Raw genomic sequence first — 25,197 nt, 5'->3', positions numbered from 1 at the left:
GGGATAGCCATGGGCGACGTGCAACGGGTCGACCCGGGCGCGCTCTACGGCCAGGCCGGCGAGATGATGGCCCAGCAGTGGCACAATCCCAACGCCGAGGCGGTCGTGCCGCCGGATGCGCTTCCGTCTTCGTCCGCCGCGGTCGCCAACCTGAACGACAACGCGAAGTCGCTGTTGGAGTTTCAGGAGTGGGCCGAAAAGGAGAACCGGCGCATCGCCGAAATGCTGCAGACCGCCGCCGACGCGTACCAGAGGGTCGACGAGACCTATGGCCGGGTCATAACCGATCCGGGGCGCCGCGCCGCGGTCGAGGCGATCCCGATCCCCGCTCCGGCCACTGCACCGCCCGCCACACCGACACCCGTCGGCGCTCCGCGCACGCTCGACGCGAGCGGGTACAGCGACGTCCATAAGACGCAGGCGGAGTTGACCTCACCCGACGACGGCAGCAGCTTGAAGGTCGCGATGTTGCAGTGGGCTGCGGCCGCCAGACATGTCGAGGCCAAGGCGCCGCGACCGCCCGGCGGTGACTGGGAGGGGGAAGCCGCCGACGCCGCGTATTCCCGTATGACCGAGTTCGAGGGCCACTTGCGGCAGCTGTCCGAGGGCTGGGCGGACCTGGCCGTGGCTGCCGCCAAAGTCCTTGAGGCACACGGCGACGCGAAGTCCCGGCACGCAGACATCCACGGCGAGTACGTGAAGCTGGAGAAGCGACTGAACGAGCTCGCGGCGCAGACGACCGCCGAAAACTCGATCGCGACCCAGTCCGAAATGGAGAAGATCCAGAGCCGGATGCGGGAGCTTCAGCAGCAGTCCGACGAGGTGCGCCAGGACTACGCGCACAACGCCACGTTCTCGCCCGTGCGGCCCGAGATGCCGGCGGGCGGTGGCGCCGACCGCCCCGGCACGGTCGGCGGCAACGGTGGCGGTGGCGGTGGCGGTCAACAGCCCACGGGCGATCCCGCCGGGATGGCCGAAAAGATGGCGCACTCGCTCGGCGGTGAGCCGCAGTCCGGCGCGGGGGGCGGGGCCACGCCGGTTGGCGCCGGCGCACCCTCGTCCAGTGGTGCGCCGTCGGCAGGCAGCGGTGTGGGCGCAGGCACGCCCAGCGGTACCGCGCCTTCTGCCCGGCCGCCGACGGACCCGAGCCTGCGGCCCGCGGCGGCCTCCCGTGGCAGTGGGTCCGGTGGAGGTGCCGGAGCTGGCGCCGGTGGCGGTGGCATGCCGGCGACGCCGATGTCCGCGCCGGTGACCGCGGAGACCGTGGCACCTGCGCCGACGACACCGGCCGCGGCGAGCGCGGGCGCGGGACCGTCGGCGGATGGCCGCGCCGCCGGCGGCATGGGCGGCGGCATGGCGCCGATGGGCCACGGGGCGGGCGCACAGCAGGGCAAGGAGAAGCGCCGCGATCCCCGGTTGGCGCCCGACGAGGACCTGTACACCGAGGACCGTCCGTGGACCGAGGCGGTCATCGGCAATCGCCGGCGCAGGGAGGTCGGCGACGGTCGCGAGGGTCGAGACGCGACGTGACCGAGGAGATGCATCCGGACGTCGCTGCTGTTCTGCAGCAGGCGCAGCGACTGCAGTCGATCTTGGACGATCAGTTGCACCGGATGAACACTCAAACGTTCACGGCCACAGACGAAGCCGATACCGTCGAGGTCACGCTGAACGGACACCACTATCTGACGGGGGTGTTCATCGAGGAGGGCCTGCTTCGCCTGGGCGTCGAGACCGTGCAACAGCGTCTCAACGAGGCGCTGCAGAACGCGACCGCCGCGGCCACCGCCTCGATCGAGGCCGATCGTGAGCGCCTCGACGCGGCCGTCGCCGGGCTCACCGACGCGCCGGGAGACCAAACCTGCTAGCGCACACCTTCTTTCGCGTATATGACGCGTAGCACGTGGGCGGCCTCGGGACCCATCGCCGCCTCGGCCAGTTCACAGAAGGTGGCCACGAATTCGGGGCCGTGCGGCGGTGCGGTCCCGCAGAGGTGGTGCGCGATCTCGTGCAGAACGACCAACTCGCGCAGCGCCCAACGGGTTCGGCCGTCGGGCACCGCGATGACCGCACCGTCACCGCCGACCTCGTAGTGGGCAGCGGCCTCTCCGCGCCGGGACCGTACCGTCAGCGGCGTCACGTGCGGCCACCGTCGTCGTACCGTGGCCAACGCCAGCACGTCGTCGACGTAGCGTTGTACCGAATCCACCGAGGCGAACCGCGCTTCCGGCGGCAGCGTCAACGAGGTGCCGAAGAAATCCACGGTGCGGCTGCCGTGCTCGGCGGCCCTGTCGAACAGCGTCCGGACGAACACCTCGGCCGCATAGACCTTCGCCCTCTGAGCGTCGCGCGCGGTCACTTCCCTCCCGAGGCGCTCCGGCGCCGACTTCCAGCCAGCGCCGAGCGGGCGCCCGCGAGTTCGGGGCTGGGCCCGAGCCTGGCCCTGCGTCCGGCCCGGTCACCCGCACGGCGGGCGGCCGACGAGTACCCGGCGGTCGCGCTGGTGGCCCGCCAGGTGCCGCGGGCCTCCGACGTCTCGCGGTAGAAGTCACGCAGCTCGAGATCCTTGTCGCGCAACGCGATCGCGGTTCCCGGCTGAGCTTCGCGGCTGTTCGTGGCCTCCTGACGCGCCTCCTCGCGGGCCTGGGCCAGCCGCTGCCCGACACAAGCGCCGAACGCCAACTGGAAGTTGATGCGTGCGGTGATGGTGGGGGTGGGTCGATGCGCACCCGAGGCGATGTAGGCCTGCGAGGCCTTGACCATCTGCATCACCAAGCTGGCGTACAGCGCGTGGCTGGCGTCGATGTCCTCGGGGAAGCCGTAGGCGTAGACGAAGGTCGAGTTCGACGCGACGTCGCATTTCACGTCGTTGGCGTGCGCGATCACGGTGAACAACTGCACATAGGTGCGCAACCCGCGGGTGCCCGCATTGCCGATCGTGATGGTGCGCTGCGCCGGAAGCTGCGCTTTGGTGCGCTGATCGGAATGGGCCCGTGCGACGGCGAGATCGATCGAGGTCGCCGTCGCCAGCCGCTGCGCAGCGGTCATGAACGCGTCAGCTTCGTGCAGGTTGTCGGTGCCCTCGGCCTGGCGCAGCAGCGCGGCGATCCGGGCCAGCATCTTGTCGTCGGTCACTGCGCCAGATTAGGGCTACTCGGCGACAAAGCGATCCACCGCTTCCACAACCTGTGGAGAAAGCGGGTCTTGGGAGGCGTAATCGGCGACGTTGTCGGTCGGGTCGTCGCGCAGCACGTGGTTGACGCCCTTGAGCTCGACGACCGTCAACGCGGTGTGCGCGAGCGCGTCGACGAGGGGTTTGACCGCGTCACACGGCGACTGGAGGTCGGCGTCCGAACACGTCAACAACACCCGGGTGCCGGCGGGCACCTCGGCCGCCAGCACCAATGGGTCGATCTTGTCGGCCTTGATCACCGCGTTGACGTTGCCGGGATTCAACAGCGCGCCGAGGCCCTCGGGGAGGTTCGGCGGCACGGTCCCCTCGTTGCGGACGTCATCGACGGCCGCAAGCCATGTCGACAGCGCCTCGGGGCTTGCGTTGGCGCGCACCCGGTTGGTGATGATGTCCAGGTAACGACCGGGCAAGGGCTGAAACAAGCCCAGTGAGCGGATCTTCGGCGCACCGGGGTCGGTGTCGGCGGCAAGCGACATCGCGTGGATGGTGCCTTCACCGAGTGCGTAGACGGAGATGCGGGCGGCATCGGTGCGGGATTGCCCGGCCAGGTAGCGGACCGCGGCTTTCGCTCCCGTGGTGTAGGTCGCGCTGATCACCTCCGTGGGCCGCTGCGCGTACGGACCCAGGCCGGTCTTGCCGGTGCCGACCTTGTCGTAGCGCAGGCTGGCCACGTCGCGGTCGGACAACAGTTCGGCGAGTTGACGCATGTTTCCGACGGGCCCGGCGACCTGGTTGTCGCCGTTGCGGTCGGTGGCTCCACTCTCGGAGATCAGCAGCGCGGCGGCACCCGCCGCCTCGGCGGTCCGGTGCCGGTAGGTGCCGTGGATGGTCAGGCCGTCGGCGGTGAAGGTGACCTCCTCGTCGACCCACTGCACCTTGTCGGACGACGAGCAGGCGGCCAACGCGAGTATCAGTGAAAGTAGTCCGGCGGCAACAGCTTTCAAAGCTTCGCCTCAATCCACGAGGTGACGTCGTCGAGCACGAGGTCGCGCTCGGGCTCGTTGAAAACCTCGTGGTAGAGCTCGGGATAGACCTTCATGTGCGCGTCGGTGGAGGCGACGCACGACAGCAGACGATGGCTGCCGGCGACGGGGATCAGCTTGTCCTGCTCACCGTGCACCACCAACAGCGGCGCCTCCAGCGCCGACGCCCGCTGCGGCATGGACTCGCCGACCGCGATCAGCGCCTTGGCGATCCCCGCGGGCAGCCTGCCGTGATGCACCATCGGGTCGGCCAGGTAGGCGGCCACCACTTCGGGGTCTCGGGACACCGCCTCGGTGGGCAGTTGCTCGACCGGTAGGCCGGGCAGGATGCCGCCGACGAGCTTGGCCACGGTGATCATCAACGGCGACACCCCGTCCTGCGCGTAGACGGCCGGCCCGGACAGCACCATCGCGGTGTAGTCGCCGGGGTGCTCGACGCCGTAGGCGAACACGACGCCGCCACCCATGCTGTGCCCGACGACGATGAGCGGCAGTTGGGGGTGCTCGTCGGCGGCGATCCCGACCAGGGTGTGGAAGTCGGCGGTGTATTCGCCGATGTTGCGCAGGTAGACCCGTTTGCCGCCGGACCGGCCGTGGCCTCGCAGGTCGAGTGCGTAGGTGGTCAGGCCGGCTTCGCCGAACCGCTGTGCGACATGGTCGTACCGGCGGGCGTGCTCGGCATATCCGTGGCAGAGCACGACCACGCCGCGTGGATCGCCGTCGGGGGTCCAGACGTCGTAGACGATGCGCACACCGCCGATACCGTCGAAGCTGCGTTCGCTGCGGGTCGTGGCCACGCAGCGAGACTATCCGTTGTCGGACCCACTGATTAAGCTCGGCGGCGTGACGGTCCTGGCTCACGACGTCGACGACAGCAGCGCCGAGGATGCCTTCCTGGCCGATGCCCAGCGGTATCGCCGCGAACTGCTCGCGCACTGCTACCGGATGACCGGCTCCATGCACGACGCCGAGGACCTGGTGCAGGAGACCTATCTGCGGGCGTGGAGGTCGTACCAAGGCTTCCAAGGCAACTCGTCGGTGCGCACCTGGTTGTACCGGATCGCCACCAACACGTGCCTGACGGCGCTGGGCAGCCGGCAACGGCGGCCGCTGCCGACGGGGCTCGGAGCACCGAGTTCGGATCCGGTCGACGACATCGTCGCGCGCGACGAGGTGCCGTGGCTGGAGCCGCTGCCCGACGAGTCGACCGACCCGTCGAACATCGTCGCCGCCCGGGAGTCGGTGCGGTTGGCGTTTGTCGCGGCGCTCCAGCATCTCTCGCCGCGGCAGCGTGCGGTGCTGGTGATGCGCGAGGTGCTGCAGTGGAAGGCCTCGGAGGTGGCCGATGCCATCGGCACGTCTACGGCCGCCGTCAACAGTTTGTTACAGCGGGCGCGCGCACAGCTGGACGCCATCGGCCCGACGCAGGACGACGAGCTGCAGCCGCCCGAGTCGCCGGAGGCGCAGGACCTGCTGACGCGCTACATCGCCGCGTTCGAGAGCTATGACATCGACAAGCTGGTCGAGTTGTTCGCCGCGGACGCGGTGTGGGAGATGCCGCCGTTCGACGGCTGGTATCAGGGTCCGTCGAACATCGTGCTGCTGTCGAGAACGCACTGCCCTGCGGAGGGCCCGGGGGACATGCGGTTCATCCGGACCACCGCGAACGGCCAGCCCGCCGCCGCGCTCTACATGCTCAACCGGCAGACCGGTCTCCACGAGCCGTTCCAGATGCATGTCCTCGACGTCGGACGCGATGGCATCACCCACGTGGTGGCGTTTCACATGACGTCGTTCGAGAAGTGGGGCCTGCCCGGCACGCTCTGAGGTTTCGGCCGTCAGTGGCCACATATGCCACGCGATCAGACGGGACTGTTCAGGGCGATAATTGGCCACTCGGCAAGAGGGAAACCTAGGCTGGGCTGCGAGCGAGAGGTAACCATGACCACCCCCACCGTCGACATCCGGCGCGCCGACGACCGCGCGAGGACCAAGATCTCCTGGCTGGACTCCAAGCACTCGTTCTCCTTCGGCAGCCACTACGCGCCCGAGAACACTCATCACGGTCTGCTGCTCGTCAACAATGACGACCGGGTCGCACCGGCTGCTGGGTTTGACACCCATCCGCACCGGGACATGGAGATCGTCACCTGGGTATTACGCGGTTCGTTGGTGCACCAGGACTCGACCGGCCACTCCGGTGTGATCTATCCCGGTCTGGCGCAACGGATGTCGGCGGGGCGCGGCATCCTGCATTCGGAGAAGAACGACTCGTGGATGCTGACGGGCGCCGAGACTCACAGTGAACCAGTGCATTTCGTGCAGATGTGGGTGGCGCCAGACGAGTCGGGGATCGACCCGGGCTATCAGCAACTCGAGATCGCCGATGAACTGCTGCGGGGCGGGTTGGTGACGCTCGCCAGTGGTATGTCCGAGCACCGCGACCACGCCGCGATCGCGATCGCCAACAGGTACGCGGCCCTGCACGGCGCCCGTATGCATGCCGGCGACAGCATCGGGCTCCCGACGGCGCCCTATCTCCATTTGTTCGTCCCGCGCGGTGAGGTCGAGCTCGAAGGTGCCGGCCCGCTGCACGAGGGGGATGCGGTGCGATTCACCGGATCGGGCGGCCAGCGCGTCACCGCCACCGCACCCGCCGAGATTCTGGTCTGGGAGATGCATGCGAGTCTGGCTGCGGCGTAACGTAATCGCGGGTCTAACCGGTGCTGTGCTGTTGACGGCATGCTCGGCGTGCTCGGAGACCGCGCCCGAACCGACTCCCCGGCCGAGTTCGCCCGCGCCGACTGCCGACGCCTCGACGGGCCTGGTGCCTGTCACCGTCGCGGTCGACCCAGAGTTCGCGCAGTCGCCGTTCGACGAGCCTCGCCAGGCCTTGGTACCCGCCGGGTGGTCGATGTCGGTGTGGGCCCGCGTCCCCAAGGCGAGGCTGGCGGCGTGGGCCCCCGACCGCACGCTGCTGGTGTCGCAGCCGAGCACCGGCGAGGTGTTGCGGCTGCAGCCCACCGACACCGAACCGCGCCAGTCGACGCTTCTCGAGAACCTCGACCAGCCGCACGGCCTGGCATTCGACGGCGCCACGCTCTTCGTCGCAGAAAGCGACCAGATCGACACCTACGACTACGCCGACGGCGCGGCGACCAACCGGCGCACAGTCGTCGCGGGCCTGCCCGACGCGAAAAGCCCCGACCTCAAAGGCGCCTACGCGCACGCGCTCAAGTCCGTCGCAATCGGCCCCGACGGCAGCGTCTACTTCTCGATCGGCTCGACCGGCAACATCTCCGCAAAGGACCGCGACGCCCATCCGCCACGCGCCACGATCATGCGGGTACCGCCCGGCGGTGGACCTGCCGAGCCGTTCGCGACGGGTGTGCGCAACGGGACCGGGCTGGCGGTCGCGCCCGACGGGTCGGTGTGGACGGCGAACAACGGCCGCGACAACGTCGCCGATCCGCGGACCGGCGAGGTCGACATGGCCTATGTCAGCGAAAATCCGCCGGAGGCGGTGGCCCGGCTGACGCCAGGTCGCGAACTGGGTTGGCCCTACTGCAATCCCGACGGCGGCCCGGCCAACCTGCCCTTGATCCGCGACGTGCAGACCAACGCCGACGGCAGCCGGATGGATTGTGCGGCACTCCCACCCATCGAGCAGAGTCTCGGCGCACACGCCGCCCCGTTGGGCATGAGCTTCACCGACGGTGTGTTGCCGGCGCCGTATGCCACTGGCGCACTCGTCGGCGTCCACGGCTCGTGGAACCGCGAGCCACCACTCGCGCCCGAGGTGGCGTTCTTCGGTTGGCACAACGGCGAACTCGCCGACCAGCAGACACTGGTCGGCGGGTTCCAGGCCGACGACGGCTCGAGGTGGGGCCGTCCGGTCGCCGCGGTGGTCGGGCCCGACGGCGCGGTCTACATCACCGACGATTACGCCGACGCGGTCTATCGATTGGCCCCTCCTCGACGCTGATCAGGTTCTGGGCGTTCCGGCGCCTCGGCGTCCGGTGATCGCCACGTAGATCGCAATGAGGATGATCGCGACGACCAAGCCGATGACAAACGGAATCGGCGAGAACATCTTGTCGCCGGTGCCGAACGCCGCGTTCGAGATCCACGAACCGAGCAGTGCGCCGACCGCGCCGAGCAGGATCGTGATGAGCACACCGACGTTCTGCTTCCCCGGCAAGATCAGTCTCGCCAGCGCTCCGAGGATGGCGCCGACGATGAGCGCCACGATGATCGTCCACATATCTGACTCCTTTTGTTGCGGCGCACGGGCGCCGTCTAGATCACAGTGCCCGGCAAGTGGGCTTCCTAATCAATGAGTTCGGTCGACACCACCGGCGGCGACATGACTTGTATGGACTCTTCGCATGCAACCCCCACCGCGCGCATGCCGGAAGGCTCAGTGCCCTAGCGCAATCCGACCGGAACGGTTCCGTTATCTCCTTGTGACGAGAGTTGACAGAGTTGCTGTTGTGATTAATGTCTGGGGTTCGGGTGGTTCGACGAAAGGGTTGCCGTGCGGGGTTCGACGGCCGCGTCTCGCCACTTCGCAGCGGTGGCGGCGGTGCTGATGATGTGTGCGGTGGTGGTGATGACGGCGGGGGTGCCAAGCGCCACCGCGGCCAGCGCACGCGAGTTGCTCGCCAACGCGATCGCCACCACCCGCGGCTCCTACCTCGTCTACAACTTCGGCGGCGGTCATCCCGCCCCCATGCTCAAGGCCGGCGGCGGGTGGTACGAGGCGGCCAACGGCGGCCGCTTGATGATCATCAAGTCGGCCTCCACCCGGCTCGCTCCGCGCCTCCTGGTCGACTCGCACAGCGGATTCCAGGCTCGCTGCGAACGCGATCCGCGCGCCCGCACCGGAGAGGGGCTATTGCAGGCGTCTGAGATCTTCACCCCGCTGCAGGCCTGGCAGGCCCTCGGCCAGCCGACGATCGCGATCAACGCCAACTTCTTCGACGTGCGCGGCCAGAAGGGCGGGTCGTGGAAGTCCACCGGATGCAGTTCGCCACTGGGCGCGTACGTCGACAACACCCGCGGCCAGGGCCGGGCCAATGCAGCAGTGACCGGGACCGTGGCCTACGCGGGTAAGCAGGGACTGTCGGGCGGCAACGAGCACTGGAAGGCGTTGTCGACGATGATCCTGCCGATTGGCGGGGCGCCGTATGTGGTCCCGCCCAAGAGTCAGGACGACTACGACGCCGCCTCACCGGTGGTCCAAGGACTGGTGGACAAGGGCGCGCGGTTCGTCGCGGTGGCCGGGATCGGTCTGCTCGCCCCCGGTGACACGGGCCAACTCAACGACGGCGGCCCGAGCGCGGCGCGCACCGCGATCGCGTATGCCAAGGACAAGGACGAGATGTACGTGTTTCAGGGCGGCAGCTATACCCCCGACCAGATCCAGGATCTGTTCCGCGGCCTGGGCAGTGACACCGCGGTGCTGCTCGACGGCGGCGGTTCGTCGGCCATCGTGCTGCGTCGTGACACCGGCGGCATGTGGGCCGGCGCGGGCGTCCCGCGCGGGTCCTGCGACACCCGTCAGGTGTTGTGCGACTCCCGCGAGCGCGCGTTGCCGAGTTGGCTCGCGTTCAACTAGATTGCCGTGCTGGCGCTGCGCGCCGCGGCGGCTGTCTGCCCCGCGTAACCGCCCCCGAACAGCACGACGTGGGCCAGCAACGGGTAAAGCTGGTGCAAACCGAACCGATCGCGCCAGCCCGCCTGAAGCGGCCGCACGGATCGATAGCCGTCGATCACCACATCCAGATATGGGCAGCCGAAGAGCGCCAGCATCGCCAGGTCGGTCTCGCGGTGACCACCGTGCGCAGCGGGATCGATCAGCACCGCACCGTGCGGTGTCCACATCACGTTGCCGCTCCAAAGATCGCCGTGTAGACGCGCGGGGGGATCGTCGTGGTCGAAGTCGCCGGCCTCACACCGCGCCATCACGGTGGCGATGTCCGCGCGGCAGCCGGCGTCCAGTCGATCGGCGGCCCTCCCCACCATCGGCGCCAACCGTTCCTGCGCGTAGAACGCGCCCCACCGGTCGTGGCCCGTCAGCGACATCGGCAGCGGCTGGTGCAACGGCCCGAAGAACCCCGGCCCGACCCATCCGTCCGGCGGTGCCCCGAATGCCGAGGCCCCCGCATCGTGGGTGCGGGCGAGCCGGCCTCCGAACTCGTGGGCGGCGGCGCGGCTGGGCGCGGCGCTCTGCAACCGCTCAAGGGTGAGGCTGGTGTCATCCTGGCCCAGCACCTTGGCGCACGGTACGCCGCCAGCCGCCGACGAGAGCCAACCCAGCCCAGCGGCTTCGCAGGCGAAGTAGCCCGCGGGGGCTGATGCGTCGTGCTTGACGAACTCGGCCACCGCTACGGCTGGCCGGACACCCGGCGTAGCACGGCGTCGCGGACCTTCGTCGGGATATTGGTCATTACCGCCACTTGCAGTTTGGGCCCCAATCCGACGACGTAACGTGGCCGCGGCCTGCGGGCGGTGAGCGCCTCCTCGACGAGGGCGGAGACCTTCGCGGTGGGAACCGCGCGCCGCTGCCCTACCGGCACCATCCTTTTCATACCAGCGATGTGCCTGGCATACAGCGTGCGGTGCTCGGCCGAAAGCGCGGCCTCGACGTCGTCAACGGTGGCGTCGGCGGTGCGCCACATGTCCGTGTCGGTTTGCGCCGGCTCGACGACGACGACCGGTATCTTCCAGGGCCGCAACTCCATTCGCAACGCATCGGCGGCCGCCTCGAGCGCGAACTTGCTCGCCCCGTAGGCACCGAACAGCGGCACCGACACCCTGCCGTTGATGCTGGAGATGAATACGATTCGGCCGCGGGACTCCCGCAGCCTCGGCAACACCGCGCGAGTGACCGCGAGCTGACCGATCACGTTGATCTCCAACTGCTTTCGCCAATCCTCGGTGGTCACAGCCTCCAACGGTCCGGCGACCACGACACCGGCGTTGTTGACCACCGCATCCAGTCGAGGGGGCAGCGCCTCGGACAGCGCGGCGATCTGGTCGGCGTCGGTGACGTCAAGGAGTACCGCTGAGATTCGTTGCAGGTTGAGCGCGGTGACGGCATCGGCGTCCTGCTGCGTGCGCACACCCGCGACCACCTGCCAGCCGGACGCGGCCAAGTGCTCAGCGATCGCCTTGCCGATCCCTCGTGAAGCGCCGGTGACGAGTACCGATGGCATAGGGCAACACTAGACCCGCGGCCGGCGGCCGCCGAACCAGAACAGCACTGCGCTGATCGCCACCAGCGCCGCCGCGAGCGCGATGATCGGCGCAACGGTGAAGCGGGTCATCGTCGCCCCCACCACCGCCCCCGCGCACATCGTCAGCACCACGCAGTAGCGCAGCCTCTCGCGCTCCCCGGTGCCGCCGGCCATCCGGCTGTCGAATCCGATCCGCACGATCGTCGTCGTCAGCACCGTGGTGGACAGCTCCTGGATTCCGAACTGCTGGGCAGTGGAGTTCTGCACTCCGAAGGCGAGGGACAGCCCCGCGATGAGAAGCAGTTTGGTGTCGTCCCGATAGTCGAGCACACCGGCGCCGGCGAGCACCGACAGCGCCACCAACATGAGGACCTCGAACGTCAGCGTGATCGTCAGCCACCGGCGAACGTCGGTGCCGAGGTGGCGGGCCAACCGACCGCCCACCACCGCACCCGAGACGAAGCTGACGAACGCGACGAGCGCCGCGATCACGTCGACACCCGAATGCGGGACGAGCCAGAACCCCAAGAAGATCACGTTGCCGGTCATGTTCGCGACGAAGACGTGGCCGAGCTTCAGCACGCTGACCGCGTCGACCAATCCGGTCGCGAAGGTCAGCAGCAACAGGCTGGTGATCGTCACCCGTTGTGAGACAGGCGATTCGACGGTCACCCCCGTGCCTTCCGGTTACAGCTGCGGTGTCAGATCCAGCGACGTGATGGTCGACATGCGGGTGATCAACCACTTCGCATCTCGGTGTTCCATCGTCAACCGGTAGGACAGATAGCGCAGCGACGGGATGTTCTTGGTCATCGGGCTGGTCGCCACCGAGTTGGTGTAGACGATCGCGGTGGCCTCCGACGGAGTCAGCGTCTCCACCGCGGCGCCGAGCACCTGCGTCGTGTTGGTGACCTGCGCCTGTTTGTTCGTCGCGACGATCGCGTCGATGTACTTGCGGTATTCGTAGGCGAAATCACCGCCGAGGAAACCGGCCGACCTGTCCGGCAACGTCTCCATGTTGTCCGGTGTGTACGTCCACAGGGTGGAGATCGCGCTCGCGGCCGTGCGGGCCACGTCGAGTTTGGTGCTGATCTCGGCGCGTTCGGACAAGTACGGCTGCAGGGTCGCTCCGGCGAACGCGGCAGCGCCCACGAACAACACCGCCGCCACCGCGGCCACCACGGCCAGCCGCCTACCGGCGGGCCGGTGCGGCACGAACCTCACTTCCTGGGCCACCACCTCGGATTCGCCGGCCGCCCCGGGCTCCGCGGCGGCCGCCGGTTCATCGGGCCCCTCCACCGCCGGTTCGTCGGTCTGCTCGTCGGTCGCACGCCTTCTGCCGCGGCGATTCGCCTTGCCCACCGGCCGGAGCGGGACCGGTGCGTCGCCGGAAACCGCGTCCGCCGTCGTCACCTCGTCGCCGGAATCCGGCTCTGGAGCGGAGGTTTCCGGTCGCGGGCGCCGGGAGAACCACCGACGTCGACGCGGTGCGGGAACGGATTCCGTCGAGGAGCCGGTGGTCAGATCACCTGGATCAGCTGGCTGATCTTCCACTGCTGTCCTTCCTTGATAGCCGTTGCGATCCAACGATTTCCACTCTCGACCGTCGACTTGCCGTCCGCCGCTTTCGTGGAGACCTTGGTGGCGACCAGAACGTCGGCGCTGCCGTTGTCATTCCAACGCTGCACGCCGGCGGCCATGACGGTGCCGCTGGTGGGCTCCGCCTGCGCGACCTGGATGAGGATTTCGTTCTGCTTCTCCTTGAACATCTTGGCGAAGTCGCCGGTGCCCTGCGCCAGTATCCGCTCCACGTATGCGTTGGCATTGAAGGGATCCAGAGTCGTGTAGTCGGTCATGAACCCGCTGACGTACACCAGAGCGGCATTGTCGTTGGCGGCGGTCCGTTGATCGCTCTCGTGACTGATTAGCATCAGCGCTCCGGCACTGATCGCGACCGCCATCAGCAGCGACGCCACCGCGGCGAGGATCGGCAGTCCCCGGCGCCGCAGCGGCTTGGGAACCACTTCGAAGAAGTCCCGCTCGTCGGCGCCGATTCTGCGCCGCGGACTCATTGGCCCTGCGCATTCATGTGCGGCCGTTTCAACACCGTGAGGTCGGCGACGCGCCACTGGCCGTCACCCGATTTCTCGAAGTGCACCTGCACGGTCGCGGTGACGAACTTGAGGTCTTTCGGATCGTCGCCGCGCTGGCCCTGCATCGCCAGCAGCATTTCCGCCTGCTCCGGCGAGGCCTTCAGCACCGCGCTGCTCACCGCCCAGAACTCGTTGGAGGTGACACCGGCGTTCTGCACTGCCTGCTGCTGGTCGATCAACTGCTGACGGTATCCGTCGGTGGTCAGCGACTGAGCGCGTGAGAAATCCTCCTGCAGTGTGTCGCGCCGGTAGCTGAGCATCTGCTCGACGATCCGGGGGCCCTGCTCGGCGATCTGCTGCCGGGTCTGGTCGACCGCGCGCTCGTGTCGGTAGACCACCCAGTAGTTCACGGCGACCGCTGTCGCACAGATCACCGTCGCGACGATCAGCGCAATCCCGGTCAGCTTGCGGACATTTCGCTCCGGCCGCGGCACGGTACGCACCTCGGTCCGCAGCAGGAGATCTGCGAAGGTGCGGCTACGCCGATCCCACAGCGGCCAGAACCATCCGATGAACAGTGCGGCGGTGTCCAGCAGGTGCGCGATGTCACGCAGCAGAAGTCGCCACATCCCGGCGCGTGAGCCGTCTCGCCGGGTGACCGCAGTGCCGACCACCGCGCGCCCCAGCGAGAATCCGACGAGCGGCGGCAGCACGAGGCGATTGACCGCCATGGTCATCAACACCAGCGCGATCACCGCGAGATATCCCCACCACAGCGGACTGCGCTGGGGCGCGGTCAGCGACACCAGCGCCAGCGTCGTCAGGACCGCCATCCCGACCAGGACGTCAATGGCGAACGCACCGACCCTGGCCGCCCACGACGCCACCGGTTCATCGACCACCTGGGCGCAAGCCGAGGGGTCCGGTTCGGTGTCGAGCACCAGAGTCGACGACGTCACGACGTGACCTGATCCAGGTTGGCGACCTTGTAGGTTCCCTCGTCGGGCGCCATCTTCACCCGAAGGCGGTAACCCTGCTCCTGATCGGCGATATCGGAGTTGGTGACCTTGACCCGCACCGCGACCAGGATGTCGAACGACCCGTCGTCGTTGTGTTTCTCCACCGCGGCGCGCATGTCCGACACCTGTACCTGGACGTTCGCGGCCTGATAGGCATCGACCAGCACACCGGCGTAGAGCGAGGACTGCACGGCGAAGTCGCCGGTCGAGCACTCGATGATCTTGGACTGCGCCGCGGTCATGGCGGCGGTGTCGGGGGCGTGCGTCGCGGCCACACAGTCCTTGGCCGCCTGCAGCGCGGCGGCCTCCGCACGATCGGTGGCCGCAACCTGCCGGTCGTTATGGAGCAAGAGGAATCCCGCGACGCCGACGGCGACGGCCAGCGCCAGCAGGGCCACGCAGATGGTGACGGCCAATCCGCGTCCGATCCTCGACGGGCGGCGCGGCTCGGCTGAGATCTCTTGGTCGGTGCTGTCGGGTTTCTCGGTGGGTTCGCTGTCTGCGGATACTGCTAACGATTCGTCGGGCGTCTCATCAGCATCGGTGGGGTTCAGCTGGCGGGTGCCAGCATCTCCTTCCATCCGTCGTCTCCTGGGTTACTCGAGTTGCTGACGTTGTACTTCACGCCGTCGGGACCGACCACCTGGCCGCTGGTCGGGCTGTACACCGCCGTGGAGCCGGGTGGCCCTGGTGCCGGAGTGTAGATGCAGGGGTTGGGCTGCTGTCCACTGCAGGTGACGCTGCCCTGTCCGGGCGGGCTCAGCGGGTCGCTGATCGGCGCCGTCGAATTCGGCGGCGGCAGGTCACTCGCCGGCGCGGGGTTCATACCGTTGTTGACCGACGGGGCTTGGATGACGCCGCGACCCGGGTTGACACCCTGGTCGCAGCGGGCACCCGGAGCTGGGCAGGACAGGATCTGGTTCGGGTCGCCGTACCACGGGTTGGTTCCCAGCGGGACGTACGGCTCGTTGCTGCGGCACTCCATCGGCGTCGCCGCACGCTTGCCGGGGACGTCGGCGCACGGATAGTTACGCGCGCCGCGAACCACGTTGGCCTGGTAGTCCTTTGGGATCTTGCAGTAGGTACCGCGCGGCAGCGGTGCCATGCTGGTGTCGGCTGGCGACCGCCACTCGGATGCGGGCAGGAAGCCGGTCAGACACGGCGGCGGCTGGTTGATCGAGAGCGCCAGCGGCAGCTGACCCAGATCCTCGAACAACGTGCCTGCCTGCGCGGCCACCGACCCCTGGGGCAGTACCACCAGCGTCTGCTCTAGGCCCTTGTTGTAGCGCTTGAGCATGTCGATGACGATCGCCAGGTTCGCCAGGGTCTGCGGCAACGAGTCGCGGACACCGCTGAACACCGCCGACACCTGGTCGAGCGTCGGAGGAGCCTGCTGTAGACCACTGCGCAGCGCGGCGTCCTGCTCCGCCGACTGCGCGGCGATCACATTGAGGTTGCGCGACCACCGCTCGATGTTGTCGCCCGAGGTGACCTGGCTGTCCAGGATCGGTCCGGCGTTCTCGATGATGTCGTTGACCTGAGGAAGGTTCTCCTGGAAGCCCTGTGCGATGTTCGTGGTCGAATCGACCAACCGCTGCAGCGCCGGACCCAAACCGCCCACGGCTTGCGATGTTTCGGTGAGCAGCTTGTCGATCTTCTCTTTGGGCAGCACCGCCAGACCCTTGTTCGCCGCGTCCAGTGCCGGACCGACCTCGCTGGGCACCGTGCTCTCGGTGATCGTCGAACCCGGCGACAGGTACTGGCCCGGATTGCCCGTCGACACCAGGTCCAGGTACTGCTCACCGATTGCCGACACCGAATGCACGTTCGCCGTCGCGTCCGCGGGGATCTTGTAGCGGTCCTCGATGCGCATCACCGCCAGCGCGCCCCGCTCGGTCGGCTCGACCGACGTCACCTTGCCGATCTGCGTGCCGCGGTAGGTGACGTTGGCCGTCGCGTACAGACCACCCGAACGCGGCAGTTCGGCCTTGAGTTCGTACTGGCCGATTCCGGCGAGGCTCGGCAGGCGCAGGTAATACCAGCCCAGCACCACCAGCGCGACAATCGTCAGGATGGTGAACAGCACCAACTGAATCTTGACGAATCTCGTCAGCACAGCTCACTCACCCCTTTCCACCAGCGGGCCGTTCGGCGCATTGTGTGCGTTCGGCGTGAACCGCACGTCCGGAATCATCGTGGCCGGATCGCGACCCCACGCCTGCTCGAGCGCGCGCAGCATGCCCGATACACCCGTACCCGACAGGACCCCGTTGTCGAGCGCCGACAGCGTCAGGTCGACCATCAGCGACACGTTCAGGTAATCGCCGCGCACCACCTTCGGCACGTTCTCGATCGAGAACGGCGCGGTCAACATGAGTTTCAGCGCGCCGACCAGATACGGCGACGCCCGGCCCAACTGCTTGAGCGGCCGCTGCAGGTTCTGCAGGTTGGTGTGCAAGTTGTCACTGGCCGGGGCCAACGCACCGTCGGCGGCCTTGCTGATCCGCCCGATCGCCTCGACCGCATCGGCGAACAGATCGCGGGTGTCCGCGAAATGCTTGATCAGAGGCGGGAACTCGGTCAACACGCGGTCCAGGGTGTCGTTGCGTTGCGCGACGACCGACAGCAGCCGGTCGGTGGAATCGATTGCGCGCGTGATGTCTTGGCGCTGCTGGTTCAGTTCGTCGGTGAAGGTGTCCAGCTTGTTGAGGAATTCGCGGATCTGGTCGGCCCGACCGTTGAGCACGTTGAAGATCTCGGTCTGGATGACCTCGAGATTCTGCACGCCACCGCCCTGCAGGATCGACGCGATACTGGCCAGCACCCGTTCGGTGGAGGGGTAGGCCGACGCGTTCGCGAGCGGGATCGTGTCCCCGTTGCGCAGCGGCTCCGGCGACGGGTTCGGCGGCGGCTCGAGCTCCACGTGTTGCGAGCCCAACAGGCTGGTCTGGCCAATGCGGGCCAACGCATTCTTGGGCAGCTTGATGTCGGGCCGCAGATCCAGGGTCAAGGTCGCGACCCAGTTCTTCAGCTCGATGGCGCGGACCCGGCCGACGTAGACGTCGGCGACGCGGACGCGGCTGTTGACGTTGAGCGCCAATGTGTCCGGCATCTGTACGTAGATCGTCGTCGCATCCGACCCCGAGCCCGGACCACCCGGCAGCGGCACGTTGGCGATGCCCTTCCAGGAGCCGCACGAGGTCAGCACGAGTGCGATCGCGCCGAGCGCGACGGTGCGCTGGGCCAGCCTTTTCCACTTGCGAGCGCTCATCACCTGTTGTCTGTTCTTCGCGCGAGCGCTCATCACCTGTTGTCTGTTCTTCGCGCGAGCGCTCATCACCTGTTGTCTGTTCTTCGCGCGAGCGCTCATCACCGACCTGCCTCTGCTGGTAGCGGCGGTCCCACCGGACCCGGCGCCGCGGGGGCCGGGCCCACACCGGGAGCAGGCAGCGGTCCGGCCATGGCTGCTCCGCCCGGGTCACCCGGCACCACACCGGGAGCCGGTGGCGGCGGCGGTCCCGGCTGCGGATACCACGGCGGCGGCAGCGGGTTGTTCTGATCGAACGCGTTCGGCGGGCCAGGCAGGTTGCCGTCGCGCGTTGTGCCGAACGCGGGAGGTGCGGCACCGACCACGCAGTTCGGGCCGCCCAGCAGTTCCGCCAGGCACTCCGGGGTCATCATGTTCGCCGTGAACGGCTGCACATCGACGCCCTGCATGCCCGGCGCGGCGACCCAGCCCTGCTCGTGGTTACCGTGGGAGAACAATGTGTCGCGCGACCAGATGCCGGGGACGGTCGTGTCCTTGTACCCCGGCGGCGGCTGCAGGCGCGGTTCGGAGTACGCGATGTGCTTGGGCAGCGTCAGCGCGGAAGCGAACTGGTTGACCCCGAACGGCGGGAAGTTGAACTTGATCGCGTCGAGGATCGGCGCGAGATACTGCGCGCACATCTCTGCGGACTCCTGATATCCGAGCCTGCTGCCGGCTTGGATCGAACTGCATACGAACTGCAGGGGATTGGCGAAGTTGTTGATCACGGGGATACCCATGACGCCGCCGGTGACCGGCGAAATGATGTTCATCAGGTTCGCGCCCAGTGTGGGGAACACGTGCAGCGCCGTCTCCAGGCCGTCGCGCGACTCCGGCTGCAGGATCGCGGTCGTGGTCTGCTCCAGATTGTCGATGTCGTGGACGAGGACCTCGGCGTTCTCGTCGAGGAACCCCCGCGTCGTGGTCAACAGCTGGTTGAGGTCCTGTAGGGCGTTCGCAACCTCCCGATCGGTGTTGGTGAACGCATTCGTGAATTCGGCGAGGTCGTTGTTGAGCGCGACGAACTGCTGATCGCTCTGGTGCAGCGCATTGACGAACAGTGCCAGGCTCTTGACCACGCTGAAGAAGTCATCGCGGCCCTCGTTGAGCGCGAACAGCGCCTCGGACAGGTTGTTCAGCGTCGCGTTGAGCTGCTTGCCCTTACCGGCGAAGCCGTCGGCGGCCGATTCAATGATGTCGCCGAACGGGCCCTTCGGCTGATCCGGAGTCGGCCCCAGGTCAGTCAGGATCCGGTTGATCGAGTCGCGCAATTCGTCGTACTCGACCGGCACCTGCGTGCGGTCTAGCGGAATGACTGCGCCGTCCTCCATCACCGGTCCGCCGGTGTACGGCGGCGACAGCTGGATGGTGCGCGACGCCACCAGGCTCGGGTTCAGGATCGACGCGGTGGCATTGGCGGGCACCTTGAACTTGTTCTCATAGTGGAGGGTGACCTTCATCTTGTCGCCGGCCGGTTCGATCTTGTCGATCGCCCCGACCCTCACACCCATGATCTGCACCTTGTCGCCCGGATACAGCGCAAGAGTGTCACTGAAGTAGGCGACGACGGTGTTCGTCGTCAGCCTCTTGTACAGGTTGTAACCGACGAAGGCGGCCACCAGCGCCAGCACCACGATCAGCGCCCCGATGATGACCGTCGCGCGGGAAACCGCGGGCAACTTCAGGTTTCGAACGTTGAAAATTGTCGACATCTGCTATCCCCCTACCCCTGCTGCGAACCTGGCGGGAGGAACGGCGGATTCCCCGGCAACGGCGGCTGTCCGGCAGGCGCCAGCTGCTGACCGGGCCCCGGTGTCGCCGGCGCTGGTAACGCCGGTGGCAGCGGTGCGATGCCGGGCGTGAAGTCCGCGGGCAATGGGGGCATCGGGCCGACCGGCACGGTGCGGGCACCTGGCGGCGCCGGCCCAAGCTGGCCGTGCCCGCCGGGTACGTTCGGCGGGATCTGGCCGGGGATGGCCGCGGCGGGCACGCCCGGCGACGGCTGCGGACCGTGCACGTTCGGGTCGGAGGTGGCGACGTTCGGCGGCCCGTACGCGGGACCGCCGAAGGGGCCCACACTCAGGTCGGCGCACGGCAGCGGATTCCCGGGTCGCGGCAGACCGTCGGGCGGTGGCGTGTACGAGCACGGCGAACCTTTCAGCACACCGGGTCCCGGGTTCTCCGGGGTGCCCTCGAGCACGGCGGGTCCCGGCGGCGGGGCGCCGTTGTCGAAGCCCTGGGCGTTCGGATCCGGGAACCGCCAGGCCGGCAAGCCCGCGTCGCGCCAGAACTTCTCGGGGTCGATACCGCGCTTCTTGAATGCGGCGTCCACGAACGGCTGCAGGATCTGGCCCGGTAACAGGTTGACGAGCATCACCTTGAAGTACGGGCCGGACGCGACCGCTTCGCCGAGCGACGCCACGAAGCTGGCCGTGGTGACGAGCGTGTCCATCAGGTCGTATCGACGGTCGCGGAGCACATCGCTGACGACCCGCAACTGTTCGAGGACCTTGTTCAGGTTCGGATTGTCGTCGATGAGACCTTTGACCTGTTCGGAGAACGCGCCGACGCGCTCGAGCAGCATGCCGACCGCGTAGCTGCGTTCGTTGATCGCGCCGAGCAGAGTCTGGGCGTTGACCAGCAGGTTGTTGATCTGCTCGCTGCGGCTGCCGAGGATGCCCGCGATCTTGTTGGCGTTGCGCAGCAGCTTCTTGATGTCCTCGTCGCGCTTGCCGACGGTGTCGGAGAACCGGGCCACCCCGTCGAGCGCGGCGCTCAGGTGCGGGTAGGTCTGGTCGATGGTCTCCGAGAGCACGTTCAGCGACCGCTTTACAGTCTGGGTGTCCCACTCCGAGGCGGCCTTGGTCACGTCGAAGAAAGCGTCGTAGATCTGATACGGCGTCGTTGTCTGGCCGAGCGGCAGAACACCGTTGGCGCGCAACGGTTCCGAACCGCGTGGCTCGATCTCGAGGTTGCGCCGGCCGAGAATGGTGTCGGTGCGGATGGCGGCGCGGCTGTCGGTGCCGATCTGCGTGCCGCCGAGCGAGTAGCCGATCCTGACCTTGTCGCCCTCGATCTCCATGCTGCGCACCACTCCGACGTCGACGCCGGCGATACGCACCTTGTCGCCGTTGGTGATGCCTCCGGTGTCGGAGAACTGCGCGTAAAAGGTAGGCGTCGCGAACAGCATCGGCACGCTGGCGAAGCTTTGACCGACGCCGATGACGAGCACCACGACGAGGATGCCAAGGAGCCCGTTTCGGACCCGGTTCGACCCTTCGAGCGTCCTCATTGCGGCGTGCACCTACCCGACGGCTGGCTGAAGAGTTTGACGGTCCGTACCGGTCCGCCCGGTTGAAGCCCGTTGAGGCGTAGCGAGATATCGCAGGCGTAGAAATTGAAGAAGTCGCCATAGATACCGCCGGCCCGGCCGATGATCTTGAACGCGGTGGGCAGCCTGGTGAGCAGGTCGTTCAGCTCGTCCTTCTGATCAACCAGCGGCTGTAGCGTGACCTCGAGATGCCCGACGGTGCTCTGCAACAACGGCCGGTTGTCGGCGAGGAGATCGGCGACCGTACCTGCCGCGTCGCTGATGTCGGCGACCGAGCCGGCGATCGGATCTCTACGGTTGTTCAGCCCGGAGATCAGCTTCTCGAAATCCTGCACCGTCTGGTCGAATTGGGCTTGGTGCTTGACCGTGGTGTCGAGCACGGTGTTGAGGTTGCGGATCACTTCGCCGATCGCCTGGTCCCGGTCGGCCAGCGCCGAGGTGAGCGATGCCGTCTGATCGAGGATGTCGTTGATGGTGCCCCCCTGGCCCTGGAACACCGTGATGATCGACCGGGCGATCTCGTTGACCTTGTCGGGGTCGAGCGCCCGAAAGACCGGTCGGAACCCGCCGATCAGCGCGTCGAGATCGAGTGCGGGCTGGGTCCGCTCGATCGGGATCGTGCCGCCCGCGGGCATCCGCTTGTCGCTGTCACCCCGCTTGAGTTCCAGGTAGCGGTCGCCGATGAGGTTGAGGTAGCGCACCGACGCGGTGGTGCCCTCGAACAGCGGTAGCGAGCGGTCGACGTTGAATTCGACTTTTGCCTGCGATCCGCCGTTGACCAACTCGACGTTGGACACCTTGCCGACCTCGACACCCGATGCGCGGACGAACTGGCCCGAGCGCAGCCCGCTGGCGTTCGAGAAGATAGCGGTGTAGCCGGTCGTGCGGTCGAAGCGCACCTGCCCGAACACCACGATGATGATCGCGGTGAACATCAACAGCACCACGGAGAAGATGCCGAGTTTGATGGCGGTACCGGTGATTTTCATGGGTTGATCGTGTTCTCCCCCACCTGACGTCCCCAGACGTACTCGATCAGGATCGGCTGGCCCAGCTCGAAGTGGTTGTACGGCGCGATAGACGCACCGGAGTCCATGACGAGATACGGCGCGGGCCACAGGTCGCGGGTGACCGGCTGCCAACAGCCCGGGCGGCCCTCGGGGCCACCCCGGGCGTTCACTCGCGGCAGGTTGTCCGGGTAGACGTAGGGGTTTGCCGCACCCATCAGCTCCGACAGGGTCCGCAGTGAGTAGCCGTTCCCGCCGAGCGAAGCCGCCACTTTGGGCTCCACGTCGTGGAAGTTGCGAATCGTGCAGAAGAGGGCCGGACTGTATTCGTCGAGCAGTTCCGAGGTGATGACGAGGTCCTCCGCGCCGCGAACCAGATAGGGCCCGCCGCGCTCGAAGACGTCGGCGCCGGTGTTGCCGAACCCGACGGCCGACATCAATGCCTGGTCGATGTTGCCTCGCTGCTCGTTGAGCGTGCGAGCGGTGGTGACGGCGTTCTCCAGTCCGGCGAACAGGTCGGGCGCCGCATCGGCGTACACCTCGCCGAGGTCGGCAAGCAGCCGGTTGTCCCGGCGAAGTTCGGGCATCCTGGCGTTGACGTCGGTGAGGATCTCGTTGCCGTTGATGATCGACTGTCCGAACCGCTCACCGAGCCCGTCGAGCGCCTCGGCCGTCGCGGACAGTGTCTGGTTCAGCTTTATCGGGTCGACCTGCTCCGAGAGCGACACGATGGTTTCGAACAACGTGTTGAACTCCGTCGTCACCGACGTAACGTCGATTACATCGGATGACGTGATTCGTTGGGTCGACGGAGTTTTCGGCGAAGTGAAATTGACGTACTTGTTGCCGAAGACGGTCGTGGCGTCGATGCTGGCATCAACGTTCTTCGGAATCAGATCGACGTACTTGTCGTCTACCTCCAGCGTGATCTTCGCTCGCGGTTCACCGCCCACGTCCACCGCCTCGACGGAGCCGACACGTCCGATCTCCACGCCGTTGTAGGTCACCTTGGCGCCGGGGTCCATCGACAGGCCGGCACGAGCGGCCATCATTGTCAACTGGGTGCGTGGCAGGAACTCACCGCGGAACTGGAAGTAAACCAGCACGAGCGCGGCGATCACCAGGAGGGACAACACCAGTCCGGCCAGCTTGTAGGGCGGGGTGCGCGGGTTGTTCAGCGGTGCGGTCATGCCGCTACACCGTCAGGTTGAAGTTCGGGTCGACGCCGTAGAGCGCCAACGCAACGAACAGAACCACGAGCGCCACCGCGACCAGTGATGCCCGCATCGCTCGTCCTACGGCCTCGCCGACACCGACCGGCCCGCCGCTGGCGAAGTAGCCGTAATAGCAGTGGTTGAGCATCACGATGATCGAGATGATCACCGCATCCATGAACGACCAGAACACATCCTCGGGCCGTAGGAAGGTCCGGAAGTAATGCTCGTAGGTGCCCGTCGACTGGCCGTAGAACAGCGTCGTGGTCATCTGACCAGAGAAGAACGACAGGATCATCGCCACCGCGTACAGCGGGATGATCACGACGAAGCCCGCCATGATGCGGGTCGACACCAGATACGAGATCGACTTGATACCCATCACCTCGAGCGCGTCGATCTCCTCGCTGATGCGCATTGCGCCCAACTCCGCGGTGGCGCCCGCGCCGACGGTGGCCGCCAGGGCGACGCCCGCCACCAGGGGCGCGGCCGACCGCACGTTGATCATCGCCGCGAAGAAGCCGGTGAACGCCTCGACACCGATGTTGCCCAGTGACGCGAAACCCTGGATCGCCACGAGCGACGACCCGGACAGGCTGACGAAGCCGACGATCGCCGACGTGCCGCCGATCACGGCCATCGCGCCGGTGCCCATGCCGATCTCGGCGATCAACCGCAGCGTCTCTTTCCGGTAGTAGCGCAGTGCATGCCCGATGGATCCGATCGCAGTGACGACGAACCACGCGACGTGCCCGACGCTGTCCAGTCCCCGGGCAGGGGCGCTCACCAAACCCGTCGTGCGATCGAATGCCCGCGGGAACCGGGAGCGCAGTACCTGAGCGGTCGACATGTCAGCGCCCCGTTCCGAACCGGACACCGATCGTGGTCAGCACCACGTTGACGGCGAACAGCGCGATCACACACAGCACCAATGTTTCGTTGACCGCGGTGCCGACGCCCTTGGCGCCACCAGACACCGTGAGGCCGCGGTAGCAACCGACCAGCCCCGCGATCAGGCCGAACGTGCCGGCCTTCACGATGGAGATCACTACCTCGGGCAAGCCGGTGATCAGCGTCAGCGTGGACACGTAGGCGCCCGCGGAGACGTTCTGTAGGTACACGCCGAAGATGAAGCCACCGACCAGGCCAATGGTCACCACGGCGCCGTTGAGCAGCAGTGCAACGAACGTAGAGGCGACCACACGCGGTACCACGAGGCGATGGATCGGATCGATGCCGAGCACCTCGAGCGCGTCGATTTCCTCACGGATGGTGCGCGCTCCGAGGTCCGCGCAGATGGCGGTGGAGCCGGCCCCGGCCACGACAAGCACTGTCACCAACGGCCCTAGCTGGGTTACCGCGCCGATCGCCGCGCCGGCGCCGGACACGTCGGCGGCGCCGAACTCCGCCAGCAGGATGTTGAGCAGGAAGATGAGGAGCACCGTCAGCGGCGCCGACACCGCCAGGGTGGGTAGAAACGACACCCGGAACAGGAACCAGCTCTGCAGGATGAACTCACGCCACTGAAAAGGGCGCAGGAGGGCCTTGCCGGTGAGGACGCACATCCGCGTGAAACCGCCCACGGCCTCCAGCGCAGGCCTGGTCTGATCGCGGACGTAGTCTCGAATCCCGGTCGATGCCGTCACGAGTCTGCTCCCGCGGCGCAACGGCGACTGTCGTGGTGCCCCGGCAGCCCCTGTCGCACGACACCTCCTTGCCCAAGCCTGGCGGATGTAGCCGTCGTCTCACTACCGGTCGGTAGTAAGACGGACCACAGGAATGTACCCGATGCCGTTCCCGCCGTGCAGG

General features: G+C 67.3%; 26 protein-coding genes. 6 read left to right on the top strand and 20 right to left on the bottom strand.

The annotated features are described in order from the left end of the window. The first annotated feature begins 9 nt into the window (after positions 1 to 9). Entirely contained in the window at positions 10 to 1,530 is a 1,521-nt protein-coding gene (locus QGN32_RS12340; protein WP_326548832.1) for a PPE domain-containing protein, read from the top strand. Continuing rightward, positions 1,527 to 1,868: a YbaB/EbfC family nucleoid-associated protein gene (locus tag QGN32_RS12335; RefSeq protein ID WP_326548831.1), complete on the top strand. Its 342-nt coding sequence runs from the start codon at positions 1,527 to 1,529 to the stop codon at positions 1,866 to 1,868. The genes QGN32_RS12340 and QGN32_RS12335 overlap by 4 nt, the downstream gene beginning before the upstream one ends. Here the strand turns inward: QGN32_RS12335 and QGN32_RS12330 are convergent. From QGN32_RS12330 to QGN32_RS12315, 4 genes are read right to left on the bottom strand one after another with little or no spacing between them, the layout of a single operon-like run. Continuing rightward, positions 1,865 to 2,359, bottom strand: coding sequence for a TIGR04338 family metallohydrolase (locus QGN32_RS12330; RefSeq protein WP_326548830.1), 495 nt, complete (start codon positions 2,357 to 2,359; stop codon positions 1,865 to 1,867). The genes QGN32_RS12335 and QGN32_RS12330 overlap by 4 nt on opposite strands. Continuing rightward, complete coding sequence (locus QGN32_RS12325) at positions 2,356 to 3,135, bottom strand: DUF2786 domain-containing protein (protein WP_326548829.1); 780 nt, start codon at positions 3,133 to 3,135, stop codon at positions 2,356 to 2,358. The genes QGN32_RS12330 and QGN32_RS12325 overlap by 4 nt, the downstream gene beginning before the upstream one ends. 15 nt (positions 3,136 to 3,150) lie before the next feature. Then, positions 3,151 to 4,137, bottom strand: a complete 987-nt coding sequence (locus QGN32_RS12320) for an alpha/beta hydrolase family protein (RefSeq protein WP_326548828.1) — start codon at positions 4,135 to 4,137, stop codon at positions 3,151 to 3,153. Beyond that, complete coding sequence (locus tag QGN32_RS12315) at positions 4,134 to 4,973, bottom strand: alpha/beta hydrolase (RefSeq protein ID WP_326548827.1); 840 nt, start codon at positions 4,971 to 4,973, stop codon at positions 4,134 to 4,136. The genes QGN32_RS12320 and QGN32_RS12315 overlap by 4 nt, the downstream gene beginning before the upstream one ends. A 16-nt stretch (positions 4,974 to 4,989) precedes the next feature. On the opposite strand from QGN32_RS12315, the gene QGN32_RS12310 reads away from it, so the two are divergent. From QGN32_RS12310 to QGN32_RS12300, 3 genes are all read left to right on the top strand, one after another. Continuing rightward, positions 4,990 to 6,003, top strand: a complete 1,014-nt coding sequence (locus QGN32_RS12310; protein ID WP_326549041.1) for a sigma-70 family RNA polymerase sigma factor — start codon at positions 4,990 to 4,992, stop codon at positions 6,001 to 6,003. Between the two features lie 114 nt (positions 6,004 to 6,117). Continuing rightward, complete coding sequence (locus tag QGN32_RS12305) at positions 6,118 to 6,879, top strand: pirin family protein (RefSeq protein WP_326548826.1); 762 nt, start codon at positions 6,118 to 6,120, stop codon at positions 6,877 to 6,879. Then, positions 6,857 to 8,161, top strand: coding sequence for a PQQ-dependent sugar dehydrogenase (locus QGN32_RS12300; protein WP_326548825.1), 1,305 nt, complete (start codon positions 6,857 to 6,859; stop codon positions 8,159 to 8,161). The genes QGN32_RS12305 and QGN32_RS12300 overlap by 23 nt, the downstream gene beginning before the upstream one ends. Here the strand turns inward: QGN32_RS12300 and QGN32_RS12295 are convergent, their stop codons facing one another. Then, positions 8,162 to 8,440, bottom strand: coding sequence for a GlsB/YeaQ/YmgE family stress response membrane protein (locus tag QGN32_RS12295; protein WP_326548824.1), 279 nt, complete (start codon positions 8,438 to 8,440; stop codon positions 8,162 to 8,164). Between the two features lie 327 nt (positions 8,441 to 8,767). On the opposite strand from QGN32_RS12295, the gene QGN32_RS12290 reads away from it, so the two are divergent. Beyond that, positions 8,768 to 9,796: a phosphodiester glycosidase family protein gene (locus QGN32_RS12290; RefSeq protein WP_326549040.1), complete on the top strand. Its 1,029-nt coding sequence runs from the start codon at positions 8,768 to 8,770 to the stop codon at positions 9,794 to 9,796. Here QGN32_RS12290 and QGN32_RS12285 read toward each other — a convergent pair. The 15 genes from QGN32_RS12285 to QGN32_RS12215 all read right to left on the bottom strand — a co-directional run bounded on the left by QGN32_RS12285 (position 9,793) and on the right by QGN32_RS12215 (position 25,034). Beyond that, positions 9,793 to 10,563, bottom strand: coding sequence for a fructosamine kinase family protein (locus tag QGN32_RS12285; protein ID WP_326548823.1), 771 nt, complete (start codon positions 10,561 to 10,563; stop codon positions 9,793 to 9,795). The two genes, QGN32_RS12290 and QGN32_RS12285, sit on opposite strands and share 4 nt — an antisense overlap. Positions 10,564 to 10,565: 2 nt before the next feature. Further along, entirely contained in the window at positions 10,566 to 11,396 is an 831-nt protein-coding gene (locus QGN32_RS12280) for an SDR family NAD(P)-dependent oxidoreductase (RefSeq protein ID WP_326548822.1), read from the bottom strand. Positions 11,397 to 11,405: 9 nt separating this feature from the next. Beyond that, positions 11,406 to 12,089 (bottom strand): YoaK family protein, encoded by a 684-nt coding sequence (locus QGN32_RS12275; RefSeq protein ID WP_326548821.1) that lies wholly within the window; start codon positions 12,087 to 12,089, stop codon positions 11,406 to 11,408. A 15-nt stretch (positions 12,090 to 12,104) separates the two neighbouring features. Continuing rightward, positions 12,105 to 12,971 carry a mammalian cell entry protein gene (locus QGN32_RS12270; protein ID WP_326548820.1) on the bottom strand — a complete coding sequence of 289 codons (867 nt, stop codon included), beginning with the start codon at positions 12,969 to 12,971 and terminating at the stop codon, positions 12,105 to 12,107. Continuing rightward, a complete protein-coding gene (locus QGN32_RS12265) occupies positions 12,938 to 13,489 on the bottom strand; it encodes an Rv1363c family protein (RefSeq protein ID WP_326548819.1) in 552 nt (183 codons plus the stop codon). Before QGN32_RS12265 ends, QGN32_RS12270 begins: the two co-directional genes overlap by 34 nt. After that, the gene (locus tag QGN32_RS12260; protein ID WP_442791807.1) at positions 13,486 to 14,469 is read right to left on the bottom strand and encodes an RDD family protein; all 984 of its coding nucleotides are present in this window, start codon (positions 14,467 to 14,469) and stop codon (positions 13,486 to 13,488) included. Before QGN32_RS12260 ends, QGN32_RS12265 begins: the two co-directional genes overlap by 4 nt. Beyond that, complete coding sequence (locus QGN32_RS12255) at positions 14,466 to 15,110, bottom strand: Rv1363c family protein (RefSeq protein WP_326548818.1); 645 nt, start codon at positions 15,108 to 15,110, stop codon at positions 14,466 to 14,468. Before QGN32_RS12255 ends, QGN32_RS12260 begins: the two co-directional genes overlap by 4 nt. Further along, on the bottom strand, positions 15,080 to 16,645 hold the full coding sequence (locus tag QGN32_RS12250; RefSeq protein ID WP_326548817.1) for a virulence factor Mce family protein: 1,566 nt from the start codon (positions 16,643 to 16,645) through the stop codon (positions 15,080 to 15,082). The genes QGN32_RS12255 and QGN32_RS12250 overlap by 31 nt, the downstream gene beginning before the upstream one ends. A 3-nt stretch (positions 16,646 to 16,648) precedes the next feature. After that, positions 16,649 to 17,800 carry a virulence factor Mce family protein gene (locus tag QGN32_RS12245; RefSeq protein WP_326549038.1) on the bottom strand — a complete coding sequence of 384 codons (1,152 nt, stop codon included), beginning with the start codon at positions 17,798 to 17,800 and terminating at the stop codon, positions 16,649 to 16,651. Positions 17,801 to 17,898: 98 nt separating this feature from the next. Continuing rightward, the gene (locus tag QGN32_RS12240; RefSeq protein WP_326548816.1) at positions 17,899 to 19,548 is read right to left on the bottom strand and encodes a virulence factor Mce family protein; all 1,650 of its coding nucleotides are present in this window, start codon (positions 19,546 to 19,548) and stop codon (positions 17,899 to 17,901) included. An 11-nt stretch (positions 19,549 to 19,559) separates the two neighbouring features. Next, a complete protein-coding gene (locus QGN32_RS12235) occupies positions 19,560 to 21,128 on the bottom strand; it encodes an MCE family protein (protein ID WP_326548815.1) in 1,569 nt (522 codons plus the stop codon). Beyond that, complete coding sequence (locus QGN32_RS12230) at positions 21,125 to 22,156, bottom strand: virulence factor Mce family protein (RefSeq protein WP_326548814.1); 1,032 nt, start codon at positions 22,154 to 22,156, stop codon at positions 21,125 to 21,127. Before QGN32_RS12230 ends, QGN32_RS12235 begins: the two co-directional genes overlap by 4 nt. Continuing rightward, positions 22,153 to 23,364 carry an MCE family protein gene (locus tag QGN32_RS12225; RefSeq protein WP_326548813.1) on the bottom strand — a complete coding sequence of 404 codons (1,212 nt, stop codon included), beginning with the start codon at positions 23,362 to 23,364 and terminating at the stop codon, positions 22,153 to 22,155. The genes QGN32_RS12230 and QGN32_RS12225 overlap by 4 nt, the downstream gene beginning before the upstream one ends. A 4-nt stretch (positions 23,365 to 23,368) precedes the next feature. After that, the gene (locus tag QGN32_RS12220) at positions 23,369 to 24,238 is read right to left on the bottom strand and encodes an MlaE family ABC transporter permease (RefSeq protein ID WP_326548812.1); all 870 of its coding nucleotides are present in this window, start codon (positions 24,236 to 24,238) and stop codon (positions 23,369 to 23,371) included. 1 nt (position 24,239) lies between these two features. Then, positions 24,240 to 25,034, bottom strand: a complete 795-nt coding sequence (locus QGN32_RS12215) for an MlaE family ABC transporter permease (RefSeq protein ID WP_326548811.1) — start codon at positions 25,032 to 25,034, stop codon at positions 24,240 to 24,242. Positions 25,035 to 25,197 lie beyond the last annotated feature (163 nt).

Source organism: Mycolicibacterium sp. ND9-15 (genome assembly GCF_035918395.1).
Lineage (GTDB): Bacteria > Actinomycetota > Actinomycetes > Mycobacteriales > Mycobacteriaceae > Mycobacterium.
The sequence above is the reverse complement of the archived record's forward strand: the minus strand, read 5'-3'. Positions and strand labels throughout refer to the sequence as shown.

Bases quoted from the DNA above. Each gene is read 5' to 3' on its own strand.
- QGN32_RS12340 (WP_326548832.1), top strand. From the start codon at position 10: ATGGGCGACGTGCAACGGGTCGACCCGGGCGCGCTCTACGGCCAGGCC.
- QGN32_RS12305 (WP_326548826.1), top strand. From the start codon at position 6,118: ATGACCACCCCCACCGTCGACATCCGGCGCGCCGACGACCGCGCGAGG.
- QGN32_RS12300 (WP_326548825.1), top strand. From the start codon at position 6,857: ATGCGAGTCTGGCTGCGGCGTAACGTAATCGCGGGTCTAACCGGTGCT.
- QGN32_RS12295 (WP_326548824.1), bottom strand. From the start codon at position 8,440: ATGTGGACGATCATCGTGGCGCTCATCGTCGGCGCCATCCTCGGAGCG.
- QGN32_RS12290 (WP_326549040.1), top strand. From the start codon at position 8,768: ATGATGTGTGCGGTGGTGGTGATGACGGCGGGGGTGCCAAGCGCCACC.
- QGN32_RS12280 (WP_326548822.1), bottom strand. From the start codon at position 11,396: ATGCCATCGGTACTCGTCACCGGCGCTTCACGAGGGATCGGCAAGGCG.
- QGN32_RS12265 (WP_326548819.1), bottom strand. From the start codon at position 13,489: ATGAGTCCGCGGCGCAGAATCGGCGCCGACGAGCGGGACTTCTTCGAA.
- QGN32_RS12255 (WP_326548818.1), bottom strand. From the start codon at position 15,110: ATGGAAGGAGATGCTGGCACCCGCCAGCTGAACCCCACCGATGCTGAT.
- QGN32_RS12245 (WP_326549038.1), bottom strand. From the start codon at position 17,800: ATGAGCGCTCGCAAGTGGAAAAGGCTGGCCCAGCGCACCGTCGCGCTC.
- QGN32_RS12240 (WP_326548816.1), bottom strand. From the start codon at position 19,548: ATGTCGACAATTTTCAACGTTCGAAACCTGAAGTTGCCCGCGGTTTCC.
- QGN32_RS12235 (WP_326548815.1), bottom strand. From the start codon at position 21,128: ATGAGGACGCTCGAAGGGTCGAACCGGGTCCGAAACGGGCTCCTTGGC.
- QGN32_RS12230 (WP_326548814.1), bottom strand. From the start codon at position 22,156: ATGAAAATCACCGGTACCGCCATCAAACTCGGCATCTTCTCCGTGGTG.
- QGN32_RS12225 (WP_326548813.1), bottom strand. From the start codon at position 23,364: ATGACCGCACCGCTGAACAACCCGCGCACCCCGCCCTACAAGCTGGCC.
- QGN32_RS12220 (WP_326548812.1), bottom strand. From the start codon at position 24,238: ATGTCGACCGCTCAGGTACTGCGCTCCCGGTTCCCGCGGGCATTCGAT.